This window comes from Streptomyces sp. CC53, assembly GCF_001865245.1.
Classification (GTDB): Bacteria; Actinomycetota; Actinomycetes; order Streptomycetales; family Streptomycetaceae; genus Streptomyces.
In genome coordinates this window covers 107,422-123,297 of sequence record NZ_MKXB01000141.1, presented here as the reverse complement: position 1 = coordinate 123,297, position 15,876 = coordinate 107,422, and the positions used below count along the sequence as shown (strand labels likewise).

Genomic DNA, 15,876 nt, shown 5'->3' with positions numbered 1-15,876 from the left:
GTCCAGGGACAGCTTGGACAGGGCCTGGGCGAGTCCGGCGACGGCGGCCAGCACGGCGACGGCGATCCCGCTGAAGAAGAGGGCGGCGAGGATCGCGGCGGCCAGCAGCACCGTCAGCATGGTGGCGATGATCGCCTCGGGTGCGCGGGCCTTCAGCCACGCTCCGACGGCCGTCCCGCACGCGTTGCCGGTGCCCGCCGCCGCGCCCACGATCAGCATCGAGACGGCGGCGCTCTGCCCGTCGAGCGGATGGACCCGCAGCAGGAACGCCAGGAAGAAGATCAGGAAACCGGACAGCCCGCGGATCGCCGCGTTCGCCTGGAGGGCGTGCAGCACCGCCGGGCCGACGGTCCGCAGGCCGGGCTTCCGCTCCCCGTGCAGCAGGATCTGCGCCCTGCGCTCGCCGCGCGCGGAGTCGACCTTGTGGGGCAGCGTGAACGCCAGGACCGCCCCGGCGAGGAGCACGACGCACGCGCCGTACAGCGGCCACTCGGGGCCGATCCTGTTCAGTGCGATGCCGACCGGCGCGGCGGCGCCGGTGGCGAGCAGCCCGGCGAGGGTGACCCTGGAGTTCGCCTTCACCAGGGAGAACTGTGACGGCAGCAGCCGTGGCACGACGGCGGACCTGACGACCCCGTACGCCTTGGACGCCACCAGAACGCCGAGCGCGGCCGGGTACAGCTCCAGGCCGCCGGTGGCGACGGCGCCGGACAGGACCAGCGCGAGCACGGCACGGACGGCCATCGCCCCGGCCATGGCGGCGCGGCGGCCGTGCGGGACGTGGTCGAGGAGCGGGCCGATGACGGGCGCGAGGAGGGTGAAGGGCGCGAGGGTGACGGCCAGGTACAGCGCGACCCGCCCGCGGGCCTCGTCGGTCGGGACGGAGAAGAAGACGGTGGAGGCGAGCGCGATGGTGATCATCACGTCGCCGGCGCTGTTCACGGCGTGCAGCTCGATGAGCTTGCCGAGCCCCGACTCGCCGGCGCCGTGGGCGTGGGTGGCGCGGCGGATGCCCCGCGCGGGGGCGGTCACCGGCAGCGGCAGCACCCGTGCGACCCGCCGCACCCGCGCACCGCGCGCCGACCGGTGCGCACCGGCCCGCACGTCGGGACCTGACACCGGCTCGCCGGCATCGGGCAGGGGCTCGGCTCCGGCGGCGCCCGGTCGAGGACTCCGTTCCGCCACCTCGCGCCCGGGGCTGCGGCCCACCGCGTCGGGCCCCGGGTCGGTGTGCTCGGTCCCGGGACTCCGACCCGCCGCGCCCGGCCCCCGGTCGGCGTTCTCCGGCCCCTTCGCGGCGGCCTCCGCACCCGGGTCGGCGGCATCCGGCCGCCGGCTCCGGTGGGCGGCTCCGGCCCCGCGGTCGACGGCGTCGGTCCGGGGACCCCGGCCCGCGGCACCCGGCCTCGGGGCGGCGGCCTGCGGCGGGGGCTCCGGGGCGGCCGGCCCCCGGTGCGACGGGGTGGCCCCGTCCGGATGGGGTGCCCGGCCGGCCGGGCCTCGCGTGCCGGACACGGCCCGCGGGCCCACCGGGGCGGCGGGCCGGGCCCCGCCCGCGTCGTCGCCGCCGGGGCCCGGACCTGCCGCCGCCGCAGACCCGGCGCGACCCGGGCGCGTCTCCGTACCGGCCGTCGCGGGAAAGCTGTCCGCTTCCGCGCCCGGTCCTCCGCAGGGGGACGTCCCGGCGGAGCCTCCGCCTGCGGGCCCGGCGACGGTCGCGCCGGGCGTCTCCGGCTGCTCGGGGCCCGGGACGGCCGGCCCGTCCGGCCGGGCCGGCCGGTCGTCCGTCACACGCGCGTCGGCCGGGGGGCCCGCCGATGCCGGGCGCCTCGGCGGGGGGTCCGGGGACCCTGGGGACGGCCGTGCGCGTACCACGTGGCCATACTGCCCCAGAGTGCCCCACTCGTCCCGTCCGCGGGCCGCTGTGAGGGCCACTTGAGGCGGGCGTGTGGGCCCCGGGCGGCGAAGGGGGTAGCGTGCGTAGCGCGCCACCGGCGGAAAACGCTCGGCCGCGCGCCTCTTCGGCATCCCGCAGAATGGATGGCATGAGGTGTGCCCGAGCACGTCGGGCGTGGACGTCGATGCGGTCCTGGGGTCCGCTCCGTCCGTCGCCCGTGCTGTCGCGCATCGGCCGGCGCACCTATGACACGGCGTAGGAGAGAAGCGAGACCTGTGAGTGCTGCGACGACGCGAAGCCGTACCCGGCGTACCCCCGCCCTCGACCGCCTGTGCGCCGAGGCGGTCGATCTCGCCCGGGAGGCCGCGCTGGAAGCCGCGGAACCCGGCTTCGTCGGGGAGCACGTGGACGCCGTGTCCGAAGGGGACCGCGTCGTCACGCACTTCTTCGAGTGCCTCCAGCCGGGCTACCGGGGCTGGCGCTGGGCGGTGACGATCGCCCGCGCCTCGCGGGCCAAGAACGTCACCGTCGACGAGACGGTGCTGCTGCCGGGCGGGGACGCGCTGCTCGCGCCCGAATGGGTGCCGTGGAGCGAACGCCTCCGCCCCGGGGACCTCGGCCCCGGCGACCTCCTCCCCACGGAGGCGGACGACCTGCGCCTCGAACCCGGCTACACCGGCGGGGACGAGCCCCCGCCCAACGCGGTGGTCTCCTCCGAGATGACGGAGCTGGCCGACACGGAGGACGCCGAGTTCGTCACCCGCACCCCTTCCCGGGGCGCGATCTCCGCGGTGGCGGAGGAGCTGGGCCTGCGGCGGGCGCGGGTCCTCTCCCGGTACGGGCTGCACGTGGCGGCCGACCGCTGGGAGGAGGCGTTCGGCGCGAAGACCCCGATGGCACAGGCCGCCCCGGCGTCCTGCGTGTCGTGCGGCTTCCTCATGCGCCTGGGCGGCTCGCTGGGCCAGGCGTTCGGTGTCTGCGCGAACGAGTTCTCGCCCGCGGACGGGCGGATCGTGTCCCTGGACTACGGCTGCGGCGGCCACTCGGAGGCCGCGGTCATGCCGAAGCCCCCGCGCCCGGCGCCGCCGGTGCTGGACTCGATGGCTTCGGACGAGTTCCCCCTGCGCCCGGCGCGGGACAGCGGTTCCGTGCCGGAGGTCCCGGACGCCGAATCGGAGGACCTGGGCCACTCCTGACCGTCAGGCCGCCCGCAGCCCGCTCACCCGAGGGCGGGCGACAGGCGGCCTCCAGTCTCCTGAGCCGCCTGTCCTCGGGGCGCAGACCCCGCAGGGCTCGGACTCAGTGCGCGCCGGGCAGGCGAGCCCCGCCGGCGGGGCGGGTGACCACGTTGATGTTGAACACGTGGGTGCCCAGACCGTTCGCGATGCCCATGAAGAGCAGGGCGAAGTGCTCCTGCCCGCGAGCCGTGGCGATACCGCCGATGTCCAGCTGGGACGACGGGGGCCAGCCCAGGTCGGTGAGCAGCCGGCCGGTGGCCTCCTTGGCCTCGGCGTCGTCGCCGGAGAGGAAGACCGTGCTCGGCCCGTCCAGGCCGGCCGGGTCGACCATCGCGGCGCTGTCCATGGTGCACAGCGTCTTGACGACCCGGGTCAGGGGGAAGGCCTCCTGGATCCGCTCGGCCAGGCTGCTGTTCGGGTGCGAGAGCTCGGTGCAGTCGTCGGAGAGGCCGACCCCGACGTCGATGAGCAGGGTGCCTGCCAGCGCCGGTGCCCCGAGGGAACGCAGCACCTCCAGGGAGGCGTTCCCCGGTGTGGCGTTGACCAGGACCTCCGCGTGGGCCGCTGTCTCACCCAGCCCGGCCACGGGCAGGCCGAGGTCCTCCCGTTCCCCGGGGCGGCGTGAGCCGAGGAGCACGGTGTGTCCCGCGGCTCTCCAGCCCTGGGCCAGAGCGCGGGCGACGTTGCCGGTGCCGAGCAGTCCGATACGCATGCAGTGACGCTAACGGCCCCCCGTGCCCCCGCGGATCGGGCTGCGGCCCCAGGCGGACCGGCACCAAGGGCGTAGTTCCGCGGTCGCCCCCTGCCCCGCCGCGGACACCGCCCCCGGTGGGCACCACCCGGGGCGCGGGCGCCGCGCCGGTGCGGGGGCGCGGTACCTTCGGCGCGAAGGGTCACCATGTCGAGCAGGATCGGAGCACATCGTGAGCGTGAGGGCGACGGCCGAGGCGGCCGACCCGTTCGGGACCGCGCGGCTGCGGCGCGGTGTGCTGGACGCGTGGGGTGCGGGTCCCGCCCGGTTCCGTGAGGACGCCAACGCCGAGGAGGAGCTCAGCCTCGGCGGCTACCGCGACCGCCTCGTCGTCGAGTTGGCCCAGAACGCCGCCGACGCCGCCGCCCGCGCCCGCGTGCCCGGCCGCCTCCGGCTCACCCTGCACCCCGCGGACGCCTCCGGGCCCGCCGTCCTGGCGGCCGCCAACACCGGTGCCCCGCTGGACGCGACGGGCGTCGAGTCGCTGTCCACCCTGCGCGCCTCCGCCAAGCGGGAGGGGCACGAGGGAGCCGTGGGACGGTTCGGTGTCGGCTTCGCCGCCGTGCTCGCCGTCAGCGACGAGCCGGCCGTCATCGGCCGGCACGGCGGCGTGCGGTGGTCGCTGGCCGAGGCCCGGGACATGGCCGCCGACGCGGCCCGGCACAGCCCCGGGCTCGGCGACGAACTGCGGCGGCGCGACGGCCACGTGCCGCTGCTGCGCCTGCCGTTGCCCGCGGAGGGCGCGCCGCCGGAAGGCTACGACACCGTGGTCGTCCTGCCGCTGCGGGACGCCGCCGCCGTCGACCTCGTGGAGCGGCTCCTCGAAGGCGTCGGGGACGCCCTGCTGCTCACCCTGCCCGGCCTCACCGAGGTCGTGGTGGAGACCCCCGGCGGCAGCCGCGCCCTCACCCGGTCCGCCGACCCCGACGACCCCGCGTACATCCTGGTCGCCGACTCCGCCCGGGGCACGGCCCGCTGGCGGACCGTCACCCGCAGCGGGGCGCTCACCGCGGAGCTGCTGAGGGACCGGCCGGTGGAGGAGCGGCTGCGGCCCCATTGGTCGGTCACGTGGGCGGTGCCCGTCGACGGGGAGGGCGCCCCGCTGCGCCCCGGCACGTCGCCCGTCGTGCACGCCCCCACCCCCACCGACGAGCCCCTCACCCTGCCCGCCCTGTTGATCGCGTCGTTCCCGCTGGACTCCACGCGCCGCCACCCCGCGCCGGGGCCGCTCACCGACTTCGTTGTGGCGCGCGCCGCCGACGCGTACGCCGAACTGCTCGCGCAGTGGTCGCCGGTGTCGACCGGGACCGTCGACCTCGTGCCCGGCCCGCTCGGCAAGGGCGTCCTGGACGGGGCGATCCGCGGCGCCGTGCTGGAGCTGTTGCCCCGGGTCGCGTTCCTGCCGCCGGCCGTGCCGTCGGAGGAGCTCACCGCCCTGCGGCCGTTCGAGGCCGAGGTGGTGGAGGGCGCCGGCGCGGACACCGTACGGGTCCTGGGGGAGGTGCTGCCGACGCTGCTGCCCGCCGGGCTTGAGCGGCGGTCCGAGCTGCGGGCTCTTGGAGTGGCGCGGCTGCCGCTGGGCGACGCCGTCGACCGGCTGGCCGGCGCGGAGCGGGCCCCCGAGTGGTGGCACCGGCTGTACGAGTCGCTCGCCGGTGTCGACCCGGACCGGCTCACGGGCCTTCCGGTGCCGCTCGCCGACGGCCGCACCACCATCGGGCCCCGGCAGGTGCTGCTGCCGCTGCCGGACACGCCGACCGACCTGTCCCGGCTCGGGCTGAAGGTCGCGCACCCGCAGGCCGCGCACCCCGTCCTGGAGAAGCTGGGCGCCCTGCCCGCCACGCCCCGCGCCGTCCTGACGACCCCTCAGGTGCGGGCGGCCGTGGCGGCGTCGATGGACGACGACACGTGGGACGAGGACGCCCTCGACGCGGAGGAGCTCGCCGAGGTGGTGCTCGGCCTCGTCCGTGAGGCGGGCCTCGCGCCCGGTGACGAGCCGTGGCTCGGCGCGCTCGCCCTGCCCGACGAGGACGGCGAGCTCGCCCCCGCCTGCGAACTGGTCCTGCCCGGCGGCCCCTTCGCCTCCGTGATGCGCGAGGGCGAGCTGGCGCTGTGCGACGCCGAGTGGGCCGAGCGCTGGGGCGGACAGCCGCTCGCCGCGTGCGGGGTGCTCGTCGACTTCGCGCTCGTACGGGCCTCGGACCTGGTCCTGGACCCGGACGAGCTGGAGCCCCGCGACACCGACTACGCCGAGCCGGACGACGTGGGCCTGCTGGACGCGGTGGACGTGTGGTGCGAGGACGTCCTCGACCGGCTGCCGGAGGCCCCCGTGCCGCCCGTCGCGACGGAACTCGTCGCCGTACGGGACCTGGAACTCGTCGACGACGACCGGTGGCCGCAGGCCCTGGCGCTGCTCGCGCAGCCGCCGCTGCGGGACGCGCTCACGCAGCGGGTGCGGGTGCTGCTGCCGGACGGGACCACCGAGTCGGTGCACGCGTACACCGCCTGGTGGCTGCGGGACCATCCGGTCCTGGGCGGCCGCCGTCCGGCGGGGCTGCGGGCGGCCGGTGCGGACCCGCTGCTGGAGGGCCTGTACGAGGCGGCCGACACGGCGGGCTTCGACGACGTGCAGGTGCTGCACGCACTGGGCGTGCGGACGTCCGTGGCGGCCCTGCTGGACGAGCCGGGCGGCGCGGCGGAGCTGCTGGGCCGGCTCGCCGACCCGGACCGGCAGGTCACCGGCGCCCAGCTGCACGCCCTGTACACGGCGCTGGCCGACCTCGACCCCGAGCAGGTGACCCTGCCGGACGAGCTGCGTGCCGTCGTGGACGGCGAGCTGCGGGTGGTGGACGCCGCCGACGCGGTGATCGCCGACACCCCGGACCTGCTGCCGCTGACCGGGGGCCTGCCGCTGCTGCCGGTCGCCCCGTCCCGCGCGGCGGACCTCGCGGAGCTGCTCCAGGTGCGGCGGCTCAGCGAGGCGGTGGACGCCCCGGTGGCGACGGAGGGCGAGGAGCACGCGGTCCCGGAGTCGGTGCACGCGCTGCTCGGCGCGGCGACGCCGGAGACGTACGTGGAGCACGACGAGCTGGTCGTCGCCGGGGGTGTCGAGCTCGACTGGCGCCGCACCCCGGACGGGGTGGTGCACGCCGCCACGCTGGAGGGCGTCGCGGCGGGCCTGGCGTGGGCGGCGGGGCAGTGGCCGCGCCGCTTCGAGGTGGCGGCGCTGCTGGAGGACGCGTCGCGGACGGCCGAACTGGCCCGCGACCGCTGGTTCGACTGAGCCCGCCGGTCCGGCCGGGCCTCTCGGCCGCCTGCGCCCCGGGCCAGGCCCGAACGGCGCCCGGTCGGCCTGCGCCCCAGGCCCGAATGCCCCCGGGCCCACCTGGGCCACCGGCCCGCCTGGGCCCCGGCCCGAGCCGGCCCGCACAGCCCGCGCCCGCCCGCACCACGGGGCGGGCCGGGCACAGGCGGTGGGCCCGCAGGAGGCGGCGGGCCGGGCCGGTCGGGCGCGGGGTTACGCCGGGAAGCGGCGGCCCACCCACCGCCAGGTCGCCTCCAGCAGCACGGCGGCGGCCGCGGCGATGCCGACGGCGGCCCACGGCATGGTCGTGCCCACCAGTTTCAGCGCGAAGAAGTCCTGGAGCCAGGGCACGATCAGCACCAGCAGGAAGCCGCTGCCCATCGCCGCGACGAGGGCGATCCTCCACCACGTGTACGGCCGGGCGACGATCGCCAGCACCCACAGGGAGACGAGGAACAGCGTCACCGTGGCCGCGCTGGTCTCGGCGTCGAGCGCGCCGGGCCCGCTGTAGTGGTGCCCGGCGACGGTGTACGTGGTGAACGTGGCCGCGGCGGCGATGAGCCCGGCGGGGATCGCGTACCGCATGACGCGGCGCACGAAGTGGGGCCGGGCGCGTTCCTTGTTCGGGGCGAGCGCCAGGAAGAACGCGGGCACACCGATGGTGAGCGTGGACAGCAGCGTGAGGTGGCGCGGCAGGAACGGGTACTCCATCTGGAAGGCGACCACCAGGATCGCCAGCAGCACCGAGTAGACCGTCTTCGTCAGGAACAGCGTGGCGACCCGCGTGATGTTGCCGATGACCCGGCGGCCCTCGGCGACGACGGACGGCAGGGTGGCGAAGCTGTTGTTGAGCAGCACGATCTGCGCGACGGCCCGGGTGGCCTCGGAGCCGCTGCCCATCGAGACCCCGATGTCGGCGTCCTTCAGGGCCAGCACGTCGTTGACGCCGTCGCCGGTCATGGCGACGGTGTGGCCGCGGGACTGGAGCGCGCCGACCATGTCGCGCTTCTGCTGCGGGGTGACGCGGCCGAAGACGACGCCGCCCTCCAGTTCGCGGGCCATCGCGTCGCGGCTCTCGGGGAGGCGGCGGGCGTCGACGGTGCGGTCGGCTCCGGGCATGCCGAGCTTGGCGGCGACGGCACCGACCGAGACGGCGTTGTCCCCGGAGATGACCTTCGCGTCGACGTCCTGCTCCGCGAAGTAGGCGAGGGTGTCGGCGGCGTCGGGGCGCAGCCGCTGTTCGAGGACGACGAGGGCGTAGGCCCGCGCCTTGCGCGCGGTGTCGGGGTCGTCGAGGTCGCCGTCCGGGTCTGCCTGCGCCAGGAGCAGCACGCGCAGCCCCTGCTGGTTGAGGTCCTCGGTCTCGGCGAGGGCGGGGTCCCCTTCGGGCAGCAGCACGTCGGGGGCGCCGAGGAGCCAGGCGCTGCGCTGGCCGTCGTCCTCGCTGAAGGCGGCGCCGCTGTACTTGCGGGCGGACGAGAAGGGCAGCGCCTCGGTGCAGCGCCAGTCGTCGCTGTCGGGGTAGGCGTCGACGATGGCCTGGAGGGAGGCGTTGGGCCGCGGGTCCGCTTCGCCGAGGGCGCCGAGGACCTTCCGCGCGTACGCCTCGTCCGCGCCGTTGAGGAGGCGCAGCCCCGTCACGTCCATGCCGCCTTCGGTGAGGGTGCCGGTCTTGTCGAGGCAGACGACGTCGACGCGGGCGAGGCCCTCGATCGCGGGCAGTTCCTGCACGAGGCACTGCTGCCGGCCGAGTCGGATGACCCCGATCGCGAAGGCGACGGAGGTCAGCAGCACCAGGCCCTCGGGGATCATGGGCACGATGCCGCCCACCGTCCGCGCGACGGAGTTCCTGATGTCGGCTTCCTTGACGACGAGCTGGCTGATGACGAGGGCGATGGCGGTGGGGACCATCATCCAGGTGACGTACTTGAGGATGGTGGAGATGCCGGAGCGCAGCTCGGAGTGGACGAGCGTGAAGCGGGACGCCTCCTCCGCGAGCTGGGCGGCGTAGGCCTCGCGGCCGACCTTGGTGGCGGTGAAGGCGCCGCCTCCGGCGACGACGAAGGATCCGGACATGACGGTGTCGCCGGGGTGCTTGAGGACGGGGTCGGCCTCGCCGGTGAGCAGCGACTCGTCGACTTCGAGGCTGTCGGACTCCGCGACGGTCCCGTCGACGACGACCTTGTCGCCGGGGCCGAGCTCGATGAGGTCGCCGAGCACGATGTCCGAGGTGGACACCTCGGTGGGCGCCCCGTCCCTGCGGACGGTCGGCTTGGCCTCCCCGATGACGGCGAGCCCGTCGAGGGTCTTCTTCGCGCGGAGCTCCTGGATGATGCCGATGCCGGTGTTGGCGACGATGACGAAGCCGAAGAGGCTGTCCTGGATCGGCGCGACGACCAGCATGATCACCCAGAGGACGCCGATGATGGCGTTGAAGCGGGTGAGGACGTTGCCGCGGATGATGTCGGTCGTGGAGCGCGAGGACCGGACGGGTACGTCGTTGACCTCGCCCCGCGCGACCCGCTCGGCCACCTCCGCGGTGGTCAGCCCGCCCGGCCGGTAGCCGGGCGGCGCCCCCGGCCCGCCGCTCCGGTCCGGCCCGTCCGCGGCTCTGTCGTCGTCGATACCCGCCCACTGCGTCATGGTTCCGACGGTACGGCGGGACGGCGGGCCGCACCCCTCGAACACCGCGAAGATCCGACCCTGGTAGGACCCGCCTCCCCCCACGGCCCTACGGGACGCCCTCAACGGCTTGCAGCGCGCCGCGCCGCCTCCGGGTGGCGCGGCCTCGCGTCAGTGCCGGTTGGCGCGGCCACGCCTCGGTGCCAGGTGGCGCGGCTACGCCTCGGGGCCGGTCGCCGGGTGGCCGCCGTCGGGGCGGGCCGCCGCCCGGGACCGCTTGATGGCGGCGTCGCGCTTGCGGACGTACCAGATGCCGAGCAGGCCGAGGGCGCCGCCGGCGAGACAGGTCCAGACCCAGTTCTCCCAGCCGCGGTCGGCGAACCAGCCGTAGAAGGGGACCTGCACCAGGAACAGGGCGAACCACAGGATCGTGCCGCCGGTGATGGTGGCGACGACCGGTCCCTCCAGGGGTTCCGGCGCCTCGTGCCGCGGGGTCCACTTCGCCATGCGGCCCATCGTATGCGGCGGCCGGCCGCAGGCCGCGACCACTGCCCGCACACCGGTTCTACGCGCGGAGATAGCGATCATGTGTTCATACATTCATACTGAACCGGTTTGCCGGTACGTCGCTTCGCTCGTGCGAAAGCACAAAGAGAGCGCTCCGCCGGCACCGCACCACCCCCACCCCCCAGCACCACGAGGTTCCGCATGCCCTCCTCGGTCACCGCGCCGCCGGTCACCCCCGAGCAGCCGCAGCCGCCCGCGGGCACCGGCGGCGGCTCCGGCTCCCTGGACAGGTTCTTCAGGATCTCCGAGCGCGGTTCCACTGTCGGCCGTGAGGTCCGCGGCGGCTTCGCCACCTTCTTCGCGATGGCCTACATCATCGTGCTGAACCCGATCATCCTCGGCAGCGCCGAGGACATGTACGGGAACCAGCTGGACGGCGGCGAGCTGGTCACGGCCACCGTCCTCAGCGCCGCGTTCACGACGCTCCTCATGGGCGTCATCGGCAACGTCCCCATCGCCCTCGCCGCCGGCCTCGGCGTCAACACGGTCGTCGCGCTCCAGCTCGCCCCGAACATGTCCTGGCCGGACGCCATGGGCATGGTGGTCCTCGCGGGCTTCGTCGTGATGCTCCTCGTGGCCACCGGACTGCGCGAGCGCGTCATGAACGCCGTGCCCCTCGGCCTGCGCAAGGGCATAGCCATCGGCATCGGCCTCTTCATCATGCTGATCGGCCTGGTGGACTCCGGCTTCGTCTCGCGCATCCCGGACGCCGCCCACACCACCGTGCCGCTCCAGCTCGGCTCCGACGGGCACCTGAACGGCTGGCCCGTCCTGGTCTTCGCCGTCGGCACGCTGCTCACCCTCGCCCTGCTGATCCGCAGGGTGCCCGGCGCGATCCTCATCTCCATCGTCGTGATGACGGTCGCCGCGATGGCGGTGCACGCCCTCGCCGACGTCCCGTCCTGGGGGCTCACCACGCCGGAGTGGCCCGGCAACCCGTTCTCGACGCCCGACTTCGGGCTGCTGGGGCAGGTCAGCCTCTTCGGCGGCTTCGGCAAGGTGGGCCTGCTCACCGGCTCCCTGTTCGTCTTCACCGTCCTGCTGTCCTGCTTCTTCGACGCGATGGGCACGATCCTCGGCGTCGGCGACGAGGCCGAGCTGGTCGACGAGAAGGGCGATTTCCCGGGCATCAACAAGGTGCTGCTGGTGGACGGCCTGGCCGTCGCCACCGGTGGTGCCACCTCGTCCTCCGCCACCACCTGCTACGTCGAGTCGACCGCAGGCGTCGGCGAGGGCGCCCGCACGGGCCTGGCGTCGGTCGTCACGGGCGGCCTCTTCGCCGTCGCCCTGTTCCTGACCCCGCTCGCCACGATGGTGCCGTCCCAGGCGGCCACCCCCGCGCTGGTCGCGGTCGGCTTCCTGATCCTGGCCGGATCGATCAAGGACATCGACTGGAGCGACTTCACGATCGCCGTCCCGGCGTTCCTGGCGATGGTGATGATGCCCTTCACGTACTCGATCACCAACGGCATCGGGATCGGCTTCATCGCGTTCAGCGTGCTGCGGCTCGCCGCGGGGCGGGGCCGGGAGGTGCCGGTCGCGATGTACGTCGTGTCGGCGGTGTTCGTCTTCTTCTACGCGATGCCGGCGCTGGGCCTCACGTAGACCGCGCCGCGACGCCGACCGAGGGTCCCACCCGGGCCCCCGCCGCGATGTTCCGCCCCGGGCCCCACGCGAGGTCCGGGGCGGAACGGCTTCGGGCCGGGGCCCGACCGGGCCGTGTCGCGCCCGACGGGGACCCGGGGTCGTCCTCGCCACCGGCACGGGACCCCGCGCCGGCCGCGTGGTGCCGGCTCACACCGGCCACGGCTGCGCGCCTCACGTGGGGCGCGTCGCCCCGTAGAATTTCTGCGTCTCGTCGACGGCCGCGCTGAAGCGCTCGTCGAAGTCCGCGCGGACGAGCGTGCGGACCACGTAGTCCTGGACGCTCATCCCGCTTCTGGCGGCGTGCTGCCTGACCCGGTCGAGGAGCCCCTCGTCCATCCGCAGGCTCAGCACCGTCGACCCGGCCGGCCCCGCCCCTGCCGCTCCCCTGGCCACCGAGCCCGACGGCCCCACCGCCCCTGCCGCCGCAGTGGCCCCTGCGGTCTCCGTCGCCCCCGTCGTACCTGCCGATGCTGACGTTCCTGACGTCCCCGCGAGCTCCATGCCCGACAGGGTCGCGGGACGCTCTTCGCCCGCGGGAGGCTTTTCGTAGGATTGTCACTCCTACGAGTGACCAGAGCGGCCGGACGCGTTCCCCAGCACCCACCGCCGGTGCCGGAACGCCTTCGCGGCCCCCAGCAGCCCCGTCACCCACAGGAAGACCCCGGCGCCCATGCCCAGCACGGCGTCCTGGACCGTACGGGCCGCGGCGGCCGACCCGAAGGACGCCCAGAGGCCCAGCACGCAGGGGACGAGGGACAGCAACAGCCAGGCGAGGCTGCGCCCGGGAGCGCGCAGGCGCGCGTCCGCCGCGGGGTCGCGGTCCAGCGCGCGCCACTCCCCCATGCGCTGGTACACCTCGCGGTCGCGCCGTGCGCCGCGCATCACCAGGAGCACCGCGGTGACGAGTGCCCCCAGCCCCAGGGGCGCGAGGACCGGCGCCATCATCAGCATCATCCTGTCGCCCTGCGGGCCGAGCCCCTGGAGGGGGAGGGTGAGCAGCACCCAGCCCAGGGCCGCCGTGCCGCCCAGCAGCCACAGCAGCACCAGCCGCCCGAACCCCAGCCCGCGCTGGGCGAGCACGGCGAGCGCCCTGGCCCGGTCCGCCACCAGGGCGTCCCGGCCGGGCCAGGTGCGCAGATGCACAGGCGGAGGCGGAGGCGGTAGGCAGGGACGGGACATGACGGTTCCTCAGCGACTGACAGAAGTTGACCGTTCCTGACGCTACCGCGAGCCGACCAGGCTCCCGACCCCGAAGGCCAATCCACCGCGACGACCACGGCCTTCTCGCGCGCCCCCTCCACACCCGCATTCGCTATTGTGACGGAAGTAGCCCGGATTGGCGCCAAGTTGACCAGTGTTGAGCGGGAGAGGCATGGAGCAGCCCACACTCAAGGCGAAGAGTGACAAGCTCACCGCGCTCGCCGACGACCTCGGCGCCATGCAGGAGCACCTCGACAAGCAGGTCAGACGCATGGACGCGATCGTCGACAGCATCGAGGCCGGCTGGCGCGGTCCTGCCGCGAGGGCGTACCGGAAACTGCACCGGGACACCGCCGAGGAGGCCGTGCGGATCCGCCTGGTCATGCAGCGGCTCGAACAGGCCGTGCGCTTGAGCAGGGACGGCTTCTCGGAGCAGGACCTGGAGGTCATGGAGAGCTTCAGGAGGGTCCAGGCGGAGGTGGACGTGGATGCCGAGGCGGACAGGCTCTCCACTCCGCACCCGGATGCGCCTGCCGCGCCGCGGAGCAGGCTCACCGACGTCTGAGACGGGAACGGGGGAGAACATGTCGGACGACGAGCGGATATCCGTCGACCTCGCCGGCCTGCACAGGCTGGCCGGGGACCTTGAGGACGTCCTCAAGAAGCTGAACGAATCACTGGACGCACTCTACGGCCGCGTCGCGAAACTCGTGCTGACGTGGGAGGGCGAGGCCCGGGAGGTCTTCGTCGACGAGCTCGACAAGTGGGACAGGTCCGCACAGGACCTGGAAGCGGCCCAGGCATGGCTGCACGAGGTCGTGACCACGGGCAGCACCAACTACGCGGCCGCGCACAGGGCGGTGCTCCAGGGTTGGGGCGGCCACTGATGGCCGGCCCCGTCCCCGGGCCGCAATCCGGCGGCCAGAGCGGCACGTTCGACGTCAAGCCGTCCGACCTGTACCGCGTGTCCCAGGGGATCGCCGCGCAGCAGACGCCCATGGACCGGGGCGCCAAGGACCTCCTGGACAAACTGCGGGAGTACCCCGACGCAGGGGGCTACGGCACCGCCCCCGAGGCGTTCGCCGCCTCGTACGTCAAGGTGGGCAACCTCTACCTCGAAACCTGGGCCAAGAGCGTCGTCAGTATCGGCGGGGCCGCCGTCGGCTTCACCTCGACGGCCAACACCTACGCCAAGGCGGAGGCGGCCAACGACCCGACGGGCAAGACGAAGGCCCTCACGCAGCCCCTGCCGAAGGTCATCGAGACGCCGCCGAACTACGGCTCGGTGCCCCACATCAAGTGGGGCGACGACGACGGAGGCGACGACTTCCTTCGTTCGCTGCTGGAGTGGGTGCCCGAGCCGGTCCGAGAGGTCCTACGGCCCGTGGTGAAGCACGCCTTCCGCATGGGGAAGGTCGCCGAGGTCTACCCCTATCCCCAGCAGCACTACCTCTACGCCCTCCACCAGGCGTGGCTCGGCATGACCGCGCCGCTGTCCATGGCCGAGAGCGCACTGACGGGCTACGTCGACAGCATCACGCAGCAGAGCAACAGCGAGTGGCACACCGCCATGCGTCAGTTCTGCAGCTCGTTGTGGGGCACGACCGCGTGGGGCAGATCGCGGCAGGGCTATGAGTGGAAGCACGACTCCGGCTCGGCGCAGACGTCCAGCCACCCGGTCATGGCGGTGCTCTTCGACACCGCGGAGAAGGTGGGTAACCTCCTCCGCGACTTCGCGGAGGCGGCCGTCTACATCAACGGCGAGGTCTGGGAGGTCTACACCGACGCGATCCGGGACGCGGTGCCCAAGATCGAGGTGGACCTCAAGGACGGCGTCGGCATGGACGACCTCAAGGGGCTCGTCAAGGGTGTGGCGAAGAGCGTGGTCAAGGGCGCGGCCCAGCTCGGTGCGGGCATCGTGCTCAACATCGACACCCCGCGGCTCAACGCGATCGTCAACGAGTACAACCGGCGGGTGAACGCCCTTGTGCCGCAGATGGACGCGCTCGTCGGACCGCTGGAGGAGGCCAGGCGCAGCGCCCCCAAGTTCGAGGCCCAGGAGGCACGCGCCGAGGCGTTCGGACGGCGGGCCCTGAACGAGTTCCGCAAGGAACACCAGTGGACCGACCCCGCGGATGCCGCGAACGGTGTCTACAAGGTCGACCTGGCGGCGTCCGAGTGGATGAACAACGGCCACACCCTCGACAAGCACGTGGGCAAGACCCCGGAGCAACTGGCCCAGCGCCTGCGCGACCAGGGCGACCCGGCCACGGCCAGCTGGCCTCATGGCAAGCCCACTGTCGGGGCGGCCTCCACCTTCGCAGACCTGCCGAGTGCACAGAAGTACACGCAGCACAACATCGACCAGCACTCCTCCGAGATCAAGGCATGGCTGGAGGGCCCGCCACCACCGGCCGAGGGCGACGTGAGGAAGTTCGTCGGACCGGGTCCGAACGGTGAGGTCACGGGGACGAGCGTCACGAAGCAGCCGTACGACCCGAGCGACCCGACGACAGGCTTCAAGGAGAGCGGGATGGCGGCCAGGCCCGTCGACGTCAAGAACGTCGACACCCGGCTGAAGTACGATTCGACCCTCGATCCCCCATTCGTCGTGATCACCTCCATGCCTGCGCGCTGACCACCGCCCGGC

The 15,876-nt window shown here is 74.1% G+C and carries 12 protein-coding genes; 6 read left to right on the top strand and 6 right to left on the bottom strand.

Features of this window, described 5'->3' with window-relative positions:
- The coding region (locus BJP40_RS13945; protein ID WP_107416769.1) for an MFS transporter at positions 1 to 1,119 on the bottom strand (1,119 nt) is incomplete at its 3' end.
- 1,053 nt (positions 1,120 to 2,172) lie between these two features.
- On the opposite strand from BJP40_RS13945, the gene BJP40_RS13940 reads away from it, so the two are divergent.
- On the top strand, positions 2,173 to 3,093 hold the full coding sequence (locus BJP40_RS13940; protein WP_071280630.1) for a DUF3027 domain-containing protein: 921 nt from the start codon (positions 2,173 to 2,175) through the stop codon (positions 3,091 to 3,093).
- Positions 3,094 to 3,196: 103 nt separating this feature from the next.
- On the opposite strand, the gene BJP40_RS13935 is transcribed toward BJP40_RS13940, so the two are convergent.
- Positions 3,197 to 3,847 carry an NADPH-dependent F420 reductase gene (locus BJP40_RS13935; RefSeq protein WP_071280629.1) on the bottom strand — a complete coding sequence of 217 codons (651 nt, stop codon included), beginning with the start codon at positions 3,845 to 3,847 and terminating at the stop codon, positions 3,197 to 3,199.
- A gap of 211 nt (positions 3,848 to 4,058) precedes the next feature.
- Here BJP40_RS13935 and BJP40_RS13930 point away from each other — a divergent pair, with 211 nt between their 5' ends.
- On the top strand, positions 4,059 to 7,169 hold the full coding sequence (locus tag BJP40_RS13930; protein ID WP_371258638.1) for a sacsin N-terminal ATP-binding-like domain-containing protein: 3,111 nt from the start codon (positions 4,059 to 4,061) through the stop codon (positions 7,167 to 7,169).
- A gap of 234 nt (positions 7,170 to 7,403) precedes the next feature.
- Here the strand turns inward: BJP40_RS13930 and BJP40_RS13925 are convergent, their stop codons facing one another.
- Positions 7,404 to 9,833, bottom strand: coding sequence for an HAD-IC family P-type ATPase (locus tag BJP40_RS13925; RefSeq protein WP_071280639.1), 2,430 nt, complete (start codon positions 9,831 to 9,833; stop codon positions 7,404 to 7,406).
- A 195-nt stretch (positions 9,834 to 10,028) separates the two neighbouring features.
- Complete coding sequence (locus BJP40_RS13920; RefSeq protein ID WP_071280628.1) at positions 10,029 to 10,319, bottom strand: DUF2530 domain-containing protein; 291 nt, start codon at positions 10,317 to 10,319, stop codon at positions 10,029 to 10,031.
- A 201-nt stretch (positions 10,320 to 10,520) separates the two neighbouring features.
- On the opposite strand from BJP40_RS13920, the gene BJP40_RS13915 reads away from it, so the two are divergent.
- A complete protein-coding gene (locus BJP40_RS13915; protein ID WP_071280627.1) occupies positions 10,521 to 11,984 on the top strand; it encodes an NCS2 family permease in 1,464 nt (487 codons plus the stop codon).
- A 213-nt stretch (positions 11,985 to 12,197) separates the two neighbouring features.
- Here the strand turns inward: BJP40_RS13915 and BJP40_RS13910 are convergent, their stop codons facing one another.
- Both BJP40_RS13910 and BJP40_RS13905 read right to left on the bottom strand, forming a co-directional pair.
- Positions 12,198 to 12,362 (bottom strand): ribbon-helix-helix protein, CopG family, encoded by a 165-nt coding sequence (locus tag BJP40_RS13910; RefSeq protein WP_071274234.1) that lies wholly within the window; start codon positions 12,360 to 12,362, stop codon positions 12,198 to 12,200.
- A 225-nt stretch (positions 12,363 to 12,587) separates the two neighbouring features.
- Positions 12,588 to 13,169 (bottom strand): hypothetical protein, encoded by a 582-nt coding sequence (locus tag BJP40_RS13905; RefSeq protein WP_226962596.1) that lies wholly within the window; start codon positions 13,167 to 13,169, stop codon positions 12,588 to 12,590.
- Positions 13,170 to 13,398: 229 nt separating this feature from the next.
- Between BJP40_RS13905 and BJP40_RS13900 the strand changes: the two genes are divergently transcribed.
- The 3 genes from BJP40_RS13900 to BJP40_RS13890 are packed head-to-tail and all read left to right on the top strand — an operon-like array spanning position 13,399 to position 15,864.
- A complete protein-coding gene (locus tag BJP40_RS13900) occupies positions 13,399 to 13,791 on the top strand; it encodes a WXG100 family type VII secretion target (RefSeq protein WP_107407955.1) in 393 nt (130 codons plus the stop codon).
- A 19-nt stretch (positions 13,792 to 13,810) separates the two neighbouring features.
- Positions 13,811 to 14,113 carry a WXG100 family type VII secretion target gene (locus tag BJP40_RS13895; protein WP_071267902.1) on the top strand — a complete coding sequence of 101 codons (303 nt, stop codon included), beginning with the start codon at positions 13,811 to 13,813 and terminating at the stop codon, positions 14,111 to 14,113.
- A complete protein-coding gene (locus BJP40_RS13890) occupies positions 14,113 to 15,864 on the top strand; it encodes an RNase A-like domain-containing protein (RefSeq protein ID WP_177204379.1) in 1,752 nt (583 codons plus the stop codon). Before BJP40_RS13895 ends, BJP40_RS13890 begins: the two co-directional genes overlap by 1 nt.
- The last annotated feature ends 12 nt before the right edge of the window (positions 15,865 to 15,876 follow it).